Genomic DNA, 13,023 nt, shown 5'->3' on the forward strand with positions numbered 1-13,023 from the left:
GGGACGCTCACGCCTTCCTCTCCCCTCCGTCGCCCTCCTGCTCGGCGTGGGTCTGGGTGGCCCGCAGCTCCGCCAGGTCGTGCCGGTGCGCGATCGCGTCCAGCCGGTCGGCCTCCAGCAGCTCGTGCACCGAGTTCATCAGCGTCTCCACGTCCACCACGCCCGTGTACTCGCCGCGCCGCCCGATGACCGCGACCCGCCCCGCGCTGTCCGTGAGCACCGCCTCCAGCGCGTCCCGCACGGTCGCGTCCCGGGCCACCGTGTCGCTCACCAGCGTCCCGGCGCGGGCGAGCGAGCCCTTGGCCCGCATGAGGTCCCCGCGCCGGAGCCACTTGTACGGCCGGCCGTGCCCGTCGAGCAGCAGGATCTCGTTCGTGCCGCTGGAGCGGAGCTTGGCGAAGATCTCCTGGAGCGGGTCGTCCACGGCCACCGTCGGATAGTCGGTGACCTCCACGTCCCGTACGCGGGTGAGGTTGAGACGCTTCAGCGCCGCCCCCGCGCCCACGAAACCGGACACGAAGTCGTCGGCCGGATTGGTGAGGATCGCCTCCGGGGTGTCGAACTGGGCGATGTGCGAGTGTTCGCGCAGTACGGCGATCCGGTCGCCCAGCTTGATCGCCTCGTCGAAGTCGTGGGTGACGAAGACGATGGTCTTGCGCAGCTCGTGCTGGAGCCGGATCAGCTCGTCCTGGAGGTGGTCCCGGGTGATCGGGTCCACGGCGCCGAACGGCTCGTCCATCAGCAGGACCGGGGGATCGGCGGCCAGCGCCCGGGCCACGCCCACCCGCTGCTGCTGACCGCCGGACAGCTGACGCGGATAGCGGCCGCGGAACTCGCCGGGATCCAGTCCGACCAGGTCGAGCATCTCCTCGACCCGGTTCTTGATCCGCCCCTTCGGCCAGCCGACCATCCTCGGGACCAGCGCGATGTTCTGGGCGACGGTCATGTGCGGGAAGAGACCCGAGGCCTGGATGGCGTAGCCGACCCTGCGGCGCAGCCTGACCGGGTCCATGTCGGTCACGTCCTCGCCGTCGATCCGGATGCGACCGCCCGACGGCTCGATCAACCTGTTGATCATCTTCAGTGTCGTCGACTTACCGCATCCCGACGGGCCGACGAAGATGACGATCTCGCCCGCCTTGATCTCCATGGAGACGTTGTCGACGGCCGGGGCCGGACTGCCCGGATACCGCTTGGTGAGGTTCTCCAGCTCGATGGAGGCACCCAGGGCCGCTGTCTCAGCCACGGATCCCCCGGGGAATGGTCAGCCGCCCGATCAGGACGTACGCGGCGTCGAACAGCAGGGCCAGGACGATGATCCCGAGGGTGCCCGCGAGGACCTGGTTGAGCGCGTTCCTGCTGCCCAGGGACGCGAGACCCCGGAAGATCACGTTGCCGAGGCCGGGCCCGGAGGCGTACGCCGCGATCGCCGCGATGCCCATCAGCATCTGGGTGGAGATCCGGATCCCGGTCAGGATCGGCGGCCAGGCCAGCGGCAGCTCGACCCGTACCAGCCGCGTCAGCCGGGACATCCCGATGCCGTTCGCGGCGTCCACCAGCGCGGGGTCGACCCCGCGCAGTCCGACGATCGCGTTGCGCACGATCGGCAGCAGCCCGTACAACGTCAACGCGATCACCGTGGGCGGCACACCCAGGCCCACCAGGGGGATGAGCAGACCGATCATGGCGAGCGACGGAACGGTCAGGATGATCGAGGTGGTCGTGGTCGCGAGGTTGCCGGCCCACTGAGTGCGGGAGGTGGCCACGCCGACGAGCACCCCGACCAGCGTCGCCACGACCATGCACTGGAAGACGACACTGGCGTGCTGGTAGGCGTCCGTCAGCAGTTGCTGGTGGCTGGTGCCGAGGTACTCCCAGAAGTTCACGCTCACCCCAGGTCGGCTAGGTTCCCTCCGTGTCCTGAGCCGCCTGCTCCACCAGGGGGATGACCCGCAGCGGAACGGGGTTCTCCATGACGATGGCGGTGGAGGCCCGGACAATGCCATCAAAACCGACAACCCGGTCGATGACCCGCTGGAGATCGGCGTTCGAGCGGGCCACCAGCCGGCACATCATGTCCCCGCTCCCGGTGGTGGTGTGCAGCTCCAGCACCTCCGGAACGGTCGCCAAGTGTGCCCGGACGTCCGCCCCTTGCCCCTGCCGGATCTGCAGCGTCGCGAACGCGGTGACCGGATAGCCGAGCGCCGCCGGATCCACCTCGGGACCGAACCCGCGGATGACTCCGTTCGACTGAAGCCGGTCGAGCCGCGCCTGCGCCGTCCCCCGGGCCACTCCCAGCCGCCGGGACATCTCCAGCACCCCGATCCGCGGCTCCCGCGCCAGCAGCACGATGATCCGCCCGTCCAGCCGGTCGATCCCCATGACAGCCCTCCGGATCCTGGTCATCCTGTACAGAAAGACCGTCGACGCGGCCGTATCGCTGGTCATGTTGTCCAGCGAAAATGCGAACCGTTGCGCACCTTGCCGTCACGGATGACGCTAGCGCTATGACGCAGACCACACAGCACACTCCCGACACCGCCCGGCAGGCCGACCCCTTCCCGGTCAAGGGAATGGACGCCGTCGTCTTCGCCGTGGGCAACGCCAAGCAGGCGGCGCACTACTACTCCACCGCCTTCGGCATGCGGCTGGTCGCCTACTCCGGACCGGAGAACGGCAGCCGCGAGACCGCCTCCTACGTCCTGGAGAACGGCTCCGCCCGCTTCGTGTTCACCTCCGTCATCAAGGCCGCCACCCCCTGGGGCCACTTCCTCGCCCAGCACGTGGCCGAGCACGGCGACGGCGTGGTCGACCTCGCCATCGAGGTACCGGACGCCCGCGCCGCGTACGCCTACGCCGTCGAGCACGGCGCCCGCTCCCTCGCCGAGCCGTACGACATCAAGGACGAGCACGGCACGGTCGTCCTCGCCGCGATCGCCACCTACGGCGAGACCCGCCACACGCTGGTCGAGCGCACCGGCTACGACGGCCCCTACCTCCCCGGATACGAGCGGGCCGAGCCCATCGTCGAGCCGCCCGCCCACCGCACCTTCCAGGCCGTCGACCACTGCGTCGGCAACGTCGAACTCGGCCGGATGAACGAGTGGGTCGGCTTCTACAACAAGGTCATGGGCTTCACGAACATGAAGGAGTTCGTGGGCGACGACATCGCCACCGAGTACAGCGCGCTGATGTCGAAGGTCGTCGCGGACGGCACCCTCAAGGTCAAGTTCCCGATCAACGAGCCCGCCATCGCCAAGAAGAAGTCCCAGATCGACGAGTACCTGGAGTTCTACGGCGGCGCGGGCGTCCAGCACATCGCGCTCAACACCAACGACATCGTCCAGACCGTACGGACGATGCGGGCGGCCGGGGTGCGGTTCCTCGACACCCCCGACTCGTACTACGACACCCTCGGCGAGTGGGCCGGCGAGACCCGCGTCCCGGTCGAGACCCTGCGCGAGCTGAAGATCCTCGCCGACCGCGACGAGGACGGCTACTTGCTGCAGATCTTCACCAAGCCGGTCCAGGACCGCCCGACGGTGTTCTTCGAGATCATCGAACGCCATGGCTCGATGGGCTTCGGCAAGGGCAACTTCAAGGCCCTGTTCGAGGCGATCGAACGGGAGCAGGACAAGAGGGGCAACCTGTAGTCACTCCTTTCCCGTCCGTCGTCGGTACGTCCATCACCGGCACGTCCCCCAGGGACGGCTCACCCAGCTCGGCCAGCGCCACCCGAGCCGCCCGCGCGTGGACCGGCGAGAAGTACGGGTTGATCCGCAGCGCCTCCCGAAGGTGCCTGCGGGCCGGCCCGTACCGCTCCAGTGCCCGCTCGATCATGCCCCGGTGAAAGGCGTACAGCGCACTCCGTAAGCCACCACCGCGCTCCCCGTCCGTCGCCAGGGTCGCGAAGCGCAACGCCTCCCGGTGCTCCCCGGCCCGGTGCAGCGCCCACCCCAGCGCGTCCGCCACCGCGACCCCCGGCTGCCGCGCCCACTCGGCGCGCAGCCGCCGCACCGCGGACCTCGCGTCACCGTGGTCCGCCTCGAACCGGCCGAGCACCAGGTCCTCGTCCACCCCGGCCGCGGCTGCCGCACGCACCCGCGCCCGCAGCAGGTCGTACCGCTCCCGGGCGGGCCGCCCGAGCCCCAGCGACTCGTACAGCTCGCCCAGTTCCAGCGCGTACTGCGGGCACGGCTGATCGGCAAGGGCCGCCCGGTAGGCGCTCAGCGCCTCCGTCGTCCGCCCCAGCGCCGCCAGCACCCGCCCCTGCCCGGCCTGCGCGGCCGACTGGTCCGGGTCGAGGCGGACCGCCGCCCGGAAGTACCGCAGCGCGACCCTTGGTTCGCCGCGCTCCCAGGCCAGCTGCCCGGCCTCCTCCAGATACGCCGCCCGCTCGGCCGGCGCCCGAGCTCCCGCCGCCGCGTCGGACAACGCGGCCGCCGCGTCCTCCCGCCGCCCCCCGTCCCGGTAGACGCCCGCCGCCCGCGCCAGCACGCCCGGCCCGGACCGCAGTTTCATCAGCCCGCCCAGCGCCCCCCGGGCCGCCTTGAGATCACCGAGCCCCGTGTAGGCGTCGATCAGCGGCGGATACGTCGTCCAACGCCCGGGTGCGGCCTGCTGCGCGGCCCGGGCCCAGGTCAGCGCCGCCCGGAAGTCCCGGCGCGCGTTCGCCAGCGCCGCCAGAGCGCCGAGCGTCCCGGCGTCGCGTTCCCCGCGCACCTCCAGCGACCTGCGCAGGGCCCGCTCGGCCTTCGGGTAGTACGCCGGGTCCGCGGTGCGCCGCCCCTGCTCCACGTAGGCCGCCCCGAGCACCGTCCACGACCCCGCGTCCCCGGGATCCGCGCGCACCCGGGTCTCGCGCTCGCCGATCAGCACCGCCAGATCGGGCAGCGCGGCCGGCGCCCCGGCCGCCACCGCAGCGCGGGCCCGCGCCGCCGGCGCCGGCGCCTGGGGCGCTTCACCCTCCCGGGGCAGCAGCGTCAGCACCCCGCCGAGGACGGCGCAGGCGGCGACGGAGACGATCAGGACCCGCCGGTCCCTGATCCGCCTGCCCTTCAGCCACCTGCCCCACGGCCCGCCCGCCGGCGAAGGAGCCTCCTCGTGGTTCTCCATGGCGCTCACTGTGCGTCAACAGGAGAACCTCCCTCCGCCATACGGCAGCTGCCCCACATGGGGTTCACACCGATGGCCCCGGGTGCCAAGCTGTGATCATGAGCCGTATCGAAGCGCCTCGCGAGGAAGACACGGCAGGCACCGGCAACCTCCTCGACCGTCTGCTGGACGGTCTGCCCGCCGACGCCGTCCTCACCGATCCGGACGTCACGGCCTCCTACGCCAACGACATGGCCAGCTTCTGTCCGGCCGGCACCCCCGCCGTGGTCGTCCTGCCGCGCACGGTCGAACACGTCCAGCACGTCATGCGCACCGCCACCGCGCTGAGCGTCCCGGTCGTCCCGCAGGGTGCCCGCACCGGCCTGTCGGGCGGGGCCAACGCCTCCGACGGCTGCGTCGTGCTGTCCCTGACGAAGATGGACCGGATCCTGGAGATCAACCCGGTCGACCGCGTCGCCGTCGTCGAACCGGGTGTCGTCAACGCCACCCTCTCCCGCGCGGTGGGCGAACACGGCCTCTACTACCCGCCCGATCCCTCCAGCTGGGAGATGTGCACGATCGGCGGCAACATCGGCACCGCCTCGGGCGGCCTGTGCTGTGTGAAGTACGGAGTGACCGCGGAGTACGTCCTCGGACTCGACGTGGTGCTGGCCGACGGGCGGCTCATGTCCACCGGCCGCCGCACCGCCAAGGGCGTCGCCGGGTACGACCTGACCCGCCTCTTCGTCGGCTCGGAGGGCTCGCTCGGCATCGTCGTCGGGGCCACCCTGGCGCTGCGGCCGAAACCCCCCGAGCAACTGGTGCTGGCGGCGGAGTTCTCGTCCGGGGCCGCCGCCTGCGACGCCGTCTGCCGGATCATGGCGGGCGGCCATGTGCCGTCCCTCCTCGAACTGATGGACCGTACGACGGTGAAGGCCGTCAACGACCTCGCGCACATGGGACTGCCGGAGAGCACCGAGGCCCTCCTCCTGGCCGCCTTCGACACCCCCGACCCCGCCGCCGACCTCGCCGCCCTCGGCGCGCTGTGCGAGGCGGCCGGCGCCACCCAGGTCGTCCCGGCCGACGACCTGGCCGAGTCCGAACTGCTCCTCCAGGCGCGGCGGTTGTCGCTCACCGCGCTCGAAGCGGTCAAGGGCACCACGATGATCGACGACGTGTGCGTGCCCCGGTCGAGGCTCGGCGAGATGCTCGAAGGGACCGAGCGGATCGCCGAGAAGTACCAGCTGACCATCGGGGTCGTCGCGCACGCCGGCGACGGCAACACCCACCCCACGGTCTGCTTCGACGCCCAGGACCCCGAGGAGTCCCGGCGCGCCCGCGAGTCCTTCGACGAGATCATGGCCCTCGGCCTGGAACTCGGCGGCACGATCACCGGCGAACACGGCGTGGGCGTCCTGAAGAAGGAGTGGCTGGCACGCGAGATCGGCCCGGTCGGCGTGGAGATGCAACGGCAGATCAAACAGGTCTTCGATCCGCTGGGCATCCTCAACCCGGGCAAGCTGTTCTGAATCTCGCGCCCCCGCCACGGTCACTGGGCGAGCAACTGGTCGAGCTCGCCGTCGATCCCCAACTGCTCGCCCTCGGTCCCCGGCGGCACCACCCGCAGTGTCCGCTCCAGCCAGGCCGACATCTGGGCGGCCGGGGCCTGGAGGAGGGCATCACCTTCAGGTGAACTCAGCGCCATCAGGACGACGGTGCGGCCGTCCACCTTCGCCGGCCACACCCGCACGTCCCCGTGCCCGCTCGGCCGGAACACCCCCTCCACCAGGAGATCGCGGGAGAACGTCCAGTTCACCGGGTGCTCGGAGGTGATGTGGAAACTGATGTGGACGGCGTACGGGTCGTCGGATCGGTACCCGAGCCGGGCCTGGACCGGGATGTCGTGCTCCCGGGAGAGAATGAGTCTGAGCTCCAACTCGCGCTCGACAACGGTGTATTGCATGGCGGGGTTTCCTCTCTCGCGTTCGCTCGCGGGGCCCGCGGTGGGCCGGCAGGAGTGGAGAGGCGCGGGAGCGGTGAGCATTACGCGGGTTCGGAGGATTTTTTTCCGGATCTGTGAAGCCGGTGCACGGCATTGCCCGAAAGGGGGTGGGTCCGGCGGGACTGGCGGTGGGGGTTGCGCCGGTCTGATAGATGTGGAGGCCCCCATTTGACCCCCGAGCAGATACGGGACGACGGACATGAGCGCCCCAACCCCGGCACCTGGTGACGACAGGCCCCGCGAAGGGTATTACCCGGACCCGTCCATTCCTGGATATGTCCGGTACTGGAACGGTGCCGCCTGGGTACCGGGCACCAGCCGTCCGGCACCGACCGACGGCGTACCGCTCGCGCCGCCGTCCGGAGCCGATCCGGATCCGTCCCCGGCCGCCCCGGTCGAGGAGACCGGGCCGCACTTCTTCGACGAGGACCCGGTGGGCCGACCCGAGTCCGGTCCGTCCGACAAGCACGGTGGCCGGCCCGAACCCGCGGCCTCCTGGGGCGCCGACCGGTCCCGGCAGTCGGGCTTCGGCGGCGACCAGGACCGCCGGGTGTCCTGGGGGTCACCGCAGGGTGCGGATCCGCGGGTGCCGCGAGAGGTGGGGCCCGCCGACGGCCCGACCCAGCCGGAGGGCCGCTCCGCCCGTGCCGACGGCGGCGCGACGATCCCGCCCGCCGAGCAGGACGAGGCCGACGCCGGCACGTTCCTCTTCCGCCGGCCGACGCCCGGACCCGGGGGAGCGGCGGGTGGCGGAACTCCCGGTGTCCCGGGCCCCGGTGGCCCCGCCGACGAGGGCACCGTGACCTTCCGCGCGCTCTCCCCGCGCGCGGCCCAGCAGAACGGGGCGGCGGGGGCGCATCAGGGGAGCACGGGCGCCCCGGGCACCTCCGCTCCTGGTGTGGTCCCGGGAGCGTTCGGCGCCCAGTTCTCGGCGGGCGCGGGGCACGCGGCCGGGCCCGGCGTCGCAGCCCAGCCGGGCATCGGCGCCCAGGCCGCGACCCCGGACGCCGCCGCATCCGCTCCGGCTCCCGGCGCTCCGGGGACGTCCGGGTTCGGGGCCGGGAAGGCCGCCGCCGCGCGTGCGGCGGGTGCGCAGGGGCAAGCGGGGCCCGCAGCCGCCGCCCAGGCCGCCGCCGCGGCCCCCAGCGCCTTCTCCGGCCCGCAGCAGGCGCCTCTCGGGGCCGCCCCGAGCGTGCCCCAGCAGCCCGGGGTGCCGCAGCAGGGCGCCGTGCCCCAGCCGGGCGGCCCCATGGCGTCCGGCGCCGGAGGCGGGCAGCCCTCCTGGGCCCAGCAGGTGCACCGGCTCGCGGGCGCGTCCGACGACGAGCAGCCCGTCGTGCCCTGGAAGCCGCCCGTCGACGACATCTTCCAGGCCGCCGCCAGGCGGCAGTCGTCGGCCCGCCCCGCCGGACTCGGCAAGCGGCTGGCCGCCCGGCTCGTGGACACCACCGTCCTCGCCGCGGTCACCGCCGTGGCCGCCGTACCCCTCGGCACCAAGGCGCTCGACCACGTCAACGAGAAGATCGACGCGGCCAAGCAGTCCGGCGAGACCGTCACGGTCTGGCTGCTCGACGGCACGACATCGATCTATCTGGCCATCGTCCTGGCCGTCCTGCTGGTCTTCGGCGTCCTGTACGAGGCGCTGCCCACCGCCAAATGGGGCCGCACCCTCGGCAAGAAGCTGTTCGGGCTGGACGTGCGGGACATCGAGGGCGGCGAGGCGCCGTCCTTCGGTGCCGCCCTGCGCCGCTGGCTCGTCTACAGCGTGCCAGGTCTGCTCGCCATCGGCGTCCTGGGTGTCCTGTGGGGTCTGTTCGACCGTCCGTGGCGCCAGTGCTGGCACGACAAGGCCGCACACACGTTCGTCGCGGGCTGAGCGGACAGGTCGAACGCACCGCGAGGTGCGCGCCGGCCGCGAGTTCCGCAGGATGCGCGAAGGCCGGGAGTTCCGCAGGCCGCGGTACTCCGGACGGCCGCTCGCCGGATGCGGAGCCGGAGGGTTCGCGGTCGACTCGGGCCATGAGCACCGAACCGCCCCCCGGCTCCGGTCAGCCGCCGGAAGACGACCCGTTCAGGAAGCAGCCGCCGCCCTCCGAGGGTTCGGGTTCGCCGTACGGCGCTCAGCCCCCGCCCCCGGAGGGCGGTGACCCCTACGGAGGCGGCGGCCCGCGCGGTGGCGGCGACCCGTACGGAGGCGGTGGCGGCGGCCCGTACGGGGGAGGCGGTGGCGACCCGTACGGCGGTGGTGGTCAGTACCCCGGCGACCCGCTGGCCGGCATGCCGCCGCTCGCCGACAGCGGCCGGCGCACGCTCGCCCGGATCATCGACATGATCATGGTCGGGATCGTCGTCTGGCTGCTCACCTGGGCCATCAACGTCCACGAGTACAACTTCGACAACGACAAGATCGAGTACAGCAAGTCCCTCGGACAGTCGATCGTGGCGGCCGTGCTCTACATGGCCTACGACACGATCCTGATGAGCAGGACGGGCCAGACGTTCGGCAAGAAGTGGCTGGGCATGCGGGTGGCCAACCTGGACAACGGGGCCACCCCCTCCGTGCAGACCAACCTGATCCGCTCGGCGGTGCTGTGGATCCCGTTCGCGTTCTGCTGCGCCTGTGTCTGGACCGCGATCGCGGGCGGCTGGAGCTTCTTCGACAAGCCCTACAAGCAGGGCCTGCACGACAAGGCGGCCAAGACGGTGGTGGTCAAGACCGACTGAGCACCCGGAGTCCGGGTCAGGAAGCGGCCCGCTCGTGCACCGGCCGCTCGGGCGTCACCGCGGCGACCGAGGCCGCCGGTACGGGCGCCTGCGGCGTCTGCGCCACCTTGGTGGGCTGTGCGGCGGGCTGGTTCACCGCGGCCACGCGGGACCTCGGCATCGGGACCGTCATGGCGACCAGCAGCCCGAGGGCGAGCGCGGCGACGGCGATGAACGCGATCCCCACGCCGGAACTCGTCTGTGACAGCAGCAGCATGGCGAACGTCGAGCAGATCACGGTGCACGAACCGTAGGCGAGCTGTGCGGCCGTCGGGCGAGGCGTGACAGTCGGACGAGGCATGGCAATCGTGTCCTCGGAAGTGGGGGTCCACGGGGGCGTCGGCCTGGCTTTCCGCCGAATTCAGGGCGTTCCGCCAATCGACTCTAATCGCCTGCATGCCCGAGCGGAACGACAGGTAAGCGTGACCTGACCAACAGGGCCGGAGCACGGGGGGCGCACGGGTTCATGCCGTCCACCAGGTGGACAGATCCGCGCGCCCGTTCGACGAGCCCCCACCGCCCTGCCGGCCGGAGGCCGACGTGCCCAGGGGCGCACCCGGGCGTTCGTAAAGCGGACGTCAACTCCGCATAGTGCAATTGACTTGTCCAAGTCAAGATCTGTCTTTTCTCGCCAACCTCTAGTCCAATGTCGTCACTTGACTACACGCGTTGAACACGCGCGCGCGGACACACCAGGCGAAGGCCCCCCTCCTTCCGCGCGCCCGGACGCGGGGGAGGAACTCAAGTGAGCAGCAGAACCTGGCAGTTCAGAACGGCGGCGACCGTGGTCGCGATGGCCGCGGCCACCGCCACCTTCTCGACCTTCGCGGTCGCCCAAGCCGACTCGACGGCCGCGGGCGCGCCCGCCGCCGTCGACGGGAACGACCCGCAGCCGGCCAAGAGCAGGGAGCACGACTTCGACGGTCCGCTGTCCAAGACGCGGGAGGCGCAGCGCGAGGAAGCGCTCGACCAGGTCATATCCGGAGCCGCCAAGGTCAAGGACCGGGACGGTTCGAAGGTCGTCAAGCTCAAGGGCGAGGACAAGTACGTCGAGCTCGGCCGGGAGAAGACCGACAAGATCTTCACGATCCTGGTCGAGTTCGGCGACCAGGTCGACAGCCGCTACGGCGGCACGCCGGGCCCGCTGCACAACCAGATAGCCCAGCCGGACCGTGCCGACGACAACAGCACGGCCTGGCAGTCCGACTACAACCAGCAGCACTTCCAGCAGCTGTACTTCGGCACCGGCAAGAACACCGAGTCGCTGAAGAAGTACTACGAGAAGCAGTCCTCGGGCCGCTACTCGGTCAAGGGCGAGGTGACCGACTGGGTCAAGGTCCCCTACAACGAGGCCCGCTACGGCTCCAACGACGCGACCACCGGCGCCTGGTACGCGGTCCGGGACGGCGTCACCGCCTGGGTCGCCCAGCGCGAGGCCGCCGGTGACACCCCCGCCAAGATCAAGGCCGAGCTCGCCGGGTTCGACCAGTGGGACCGTAACGACTTCGACGGCGACGGCGACTTCAACGAGCCCGACGGTTACATCGACCACTTCCAGATCGTGCACGCCGGCGAGGACGAGTCCGCGGGCGGCGGCGCGCAGGGCGAGGACGCGATCTGGGCCCACCGCTGGTTCGCCTTCGGCACCGACGCCGGCTCCACCGGCCCCGAGAACAACAAGCTCGGCGGCACCCAGATCGGCGACACCGGCATCTGGGTCGGCGACTACACCATCCAGCCGGAGAACGGCGGCCTGGGCGTCTTCGCCCACGAGTACGGCCATGACCTGGGCCTGCCCGACGAGTACGACACCTCCGGCGGCGGCGAGAACTCCACCGGTTTCTGGACCCTGATGTCGTCCGGCTCCTGGCTCGGCACCGGCAAGGAGTCCATCGGCGACCTGCCCGGCGACATGAACTCCTGGGACAAGCTGCAACTGGGCTGGCTCGACTACGACGTCGCCCAGGCCGGCGTGAAGTCGAAGCACACCCTGGGCCTCGCGGAGTACAACACCAAGAACCCGCAGGCCCTCGTGGTCCAGCTGCCCGACAAGACGGTCACCACCGAGATCGTCAGCCCGGCGCAGGGCAGCAGGCAGTGGTGGAGCGGCAGCGGCAACGACCTGCGCAACACGCTCTCCCGCACCGTGGACCTGACCGGCAAGTCCGCCGCGAGCCTGACCCTCGACGGCTGGTGGGACACCGAGACGGACTACGACTACGTCTACACCGAGGTCTCCACGGACGGCGGCGCCAACTGGACGCCGATCGACGGCAAGCTGGCCGACGGCAGTCCCGTCCCGCGCGACGCCAGCGGCAAGCCCGCCCTCACCGGCACGGTGGACGCCCAGCAGAAGCTGACCTACCCGCTCGACGCCTACGCGGGCCAGAAGATCGGCCTGCGCTTCCGCTACCAGACCGACGGTGGCGTGGCCCAGAAGGGCTTCACGGCCGACGAGATCACGGTGACCGCCGACGGCGCCACCCTGTTCTCCGACAACGCCGAGTCCGCCGACGCCGCTTGGGCCGCGAACGGCTTCTCCCGGGTCGGCGCGTCCATCACGGACGACTACCCGCAGTACTACATCGCCGAGAACCGTCAGTACGTGTCGTACGACAAGACCCTCAAGGTCGGCCCGTACAACTACGGTTTCTCGACGACCCGTCCGGGCTGGGTGGAGCACTACGCGTACCAGAACGGCCTGTTGATCTGGAAGTGGGACACCTCCCAGGCCGACGACAACACCAGCCAGCACCCCGGTCAGGGCCTGATCCTGCCGATCGACTCCCACCCGACGCCGCTGAAGTGGTCCGACGGCACGCTGATGCGCAACCGCATCCAGGCCTACGACTCGACCTTCAGCCGGCAGCAGACGGACGCGATCACGCTCCACAACGCGGGCGTCCCGACCAAGATCAAGTCGCGGGCCGGCGTCCCGGTCTTCGACGACGGCACGTCGACGTACTACAACGCCTCGAACCCCCTCGCGGGCGTCAAGATCACTGACACCAACACCCGGATCAAGATCTCCCAGGAGCCGCTGGACGGCTCCACGATCTCGCTCCAGGTCGGACCGTCCGCGAAGTAGACGGTATTTTCGCAGGTCAAAGACGTATCGGCGGTGACCCCCTGGCGGGTTGCCGCCGATCGTGTTTAGGTGCGTC

General features: G+C 71.0%; 11 protein-coding genes. 5 read left to right on the top strand and 6 right to left on the bottom strand.

Annotated elements, in window-relative coordinates:
• Positions 1–7: 7 nt before the first annotated feature.
• Genes ACFYRY_RS07525 through ACFYRY_RS07535 form a run of 3 tightly spaced genes read right to left on the bottom strand, consistent with a single transcriptional unit; the run spans position 8 to position 2,382 of the window.
• Positions 8–1,246, bottom strand: a complete 1,239-nt coding sequence (locus ACFYRY_RS07525; protein ID WP_389141211.1) for a betaine/proline/choline family ABC transporter ATP-binding protein — start codon at positions 1,244–1,246, stop codon at positions 8–10.
• On the bottom strand, positions 1,239–1,886 hold the full coding sequence (locus ACFYRY_RS07530; protein WP_389143627.1) for an ABC transporter permease: 648 nt from the start codon (positions 1,884–1,886) through the stop codon (positions 1,239–1,241). The genes ACFYRY_RS07525 and ACFYRY_RS07530 overlap by 8 nt, the downstream gene beginning before the upstream one ends.
• Positions 1,887–1,902: 16 nt before the next feature.
• Positions 1,903–2,382 carry an Lrp/AsnC family transcriptional regulator gene (locus tag ACFYRY_RS07535; RefSeq protein WP_389141213.1) on the bottom strand — a complete coding sequence of 160 codons (480 nt, stop codon included), beginning with the start codon at positions 2,380–2,382 and terminating at the stop codon, positions 1,903–1,905.
• Between the two features lie 125 nt (positions 2,383–2,507).
• Here ACFYRY_RS07535 and hppD point away from each other — a divergent pair, with 125 nt between their 5' ends.
• Positions 2,508–3,653 carry a 4-hydroxyphenylpyruvate dioxygenase gene (gene hppD / locus ACFYRY_RS07540; protein WP_389141215.1) on the top strand — a complete coding sequence of 382 codons (1,146 nt, stop codon included), beginning with the start codon at positions 2,508–2,510 and terminating at the stop codon, positions 3,651–3,653.
• Here hppD and ACFYRY_RS07545 read toward each other — a convergent pair.
• A complete protein-coding gene (locus ACFYRY_RS07545; protein WP_389141217.1) occupies positions 3,598–5,115 on the bottom strand; it encodes a tetratricopeptide repeat protein in 1,518 nt (505 codons plus the stop codon). The two genes, hppD and ACFYRY_RS07545, sit on opposite strands and share 56 nt — an antisense overlap.
• 92 nt (positions 5,116–5,207) lie before the next feature.
• Here ACFYRY_RS07545 and ACFYRY_RS07550 point away from each other — a divergent pair, with 92 nt between their 5' ends.
• Entirely contained in the window at positions 5,208–6,623 is a 1,416-nt protein-coding gene (locus ACFYRY_RS07550) for an FAD-binding oxidoreductase (protein ID WP_389141219.1), read from the top strand.
• A gap of 20 nt (positions 6,624–6,643) precedes the next feature.
• On the opposite strand, the gene ACFYRY_RS07555 is transcribed toward ACFYRY_RS07550, so the two are convergent.
• Positions 6,644–7,057: an SsgA family sporulation/cell division regulator gene (locus ACFYRY_RS07555; RefSeq protein WP_389141221.1), complete on the bottom strand. Its 414-nt coding sequence runs from the start codon at positions 7,055–7,057 to the stop codon at positions 6,644–6,646.
• A 238-nt stretch (positions 7,058–7,295) separates the two neighbouring features.
• Here ACFYRY_RS07555 and ACFYRY_RS07560 point away from each other — a divergent pair, with 238 nt between their 5' ends.
• A complete protein-coding gene (locus ACFYRY_RS07560; RefSeq protein ID WP_389141223.1) occupies positions 7,296–8,972 on the top strand; it encodes an RDD family protein in 1,677 nt (558 codons plus the stop codon).
• Positions 8,973–9,115: 143 nt separating this feature from the next.
• Positions 9,116–9,820: an RDD family protein gene (locus tag ACFYRY_RS07565; protein ID WP_389141225.1), complete on the top strand. Its 705-nt coding sequence runs from the start codon at positions 9,116–9,118 to the stop codon at positions 9,818–9,820.
• Positions 9,821–9,836: 16 nt separating this feature from the next.
• On the opposite strand, the gene ACFYRY_RS07570 is transcribed toward ACFYRY_RS07565, so the two are convergent.
• A complete protein-coding gene (locus ACFYRY_RS07570) occupies positions 9,837–10,160 on the bottom strand; it encodes a hypothetical protein (protein ID WP_389141227.1) in 324 nt (107 codons plus the stop codon).
• Between the two features lie 444 nt (positions 10,161–10,604).
• Here ACFYRY_RS07570 and ACFYRY_RS07575 point away from each other — a divergent pair, with 444 nt between their 5' ends.
• Positions 10,605–12,947, top strand: coding sequence for an immune inhibitor A domain-containing protein (locus tag ACFYRY_RS07575; protein ID WP_389141229.1), 2,343 nt, complete (start codon positions 10,605–10,607; stop codon positions 12,945–12,947).
• Positions 12,948–13,023 lie beyond the last annotated feature (76 nt).

Source organism: Streptomyces sp. NPDC005263 (assembly GCF_042872365.1).
Classification (GTDB): Bacteria; Actinomycetota; Actinomycetes; order Streptomycetales; family Streptomycetaceae; genus Streptomyces.

What these genes read in the sequence shown, in the direction of transcription:
- ACFYRY_RS07535 (WP_389141213.1), bottom strand. Translation starts at nt 2,382, where the DNA reads ATGGGGATCGACCGGCTGGACGGGCGGATCATCGTGCTGCTGGCGCGG.
- hppD (WP_389141215.1), top strand. Translation starts at nt 2,508, where the DNA reads ATGACGCAGACCACACAGCACACTCCCGACACCGCCCGGCAGGCCGAC.
- ACFYRY_RS07545 (WP_389141217.1), bottom strand. Translation starts at nt 5,115, where the DNA reads ATGGAGAACCACGAGGAGGCTCCTTCGCCGGCGGGCGGGCCGTGGGGC.
- ACFYRY_RS07555 (WP_389141221.1), bottom strand. Translation starts at nt 7,057, where the DNA reads ATGCAATACACCGTTGTCGAGCGCGAGTTGGAGCTCAGACTCATTCTC.
- ACFYRY_RS07560 (WP_389141223.1), top strand. Translation starts at nt 7,296, where the DNA reads ATGAGCGCCCCAACCCCGGCACCTGGTGACGACAGGCCCCGCGAAGGG.
- ACFYRY_RS07565 (WP_389141225.1), top strand. Translation starts at nt 9,116, where the DNA reads ATGAGCACCGAACCGCCCCCCGGCTCCGGTCAGCCGCCGGAAGACGAC.
- ACFYRY_RS07570 (WP_389141227.1), bottom strand. Translation starts at nt 10,160, where the DNA reads ATGCCTCGTCCGACTGTCACGCCTCGCCCGACGGCCGCACAGCTCGCC.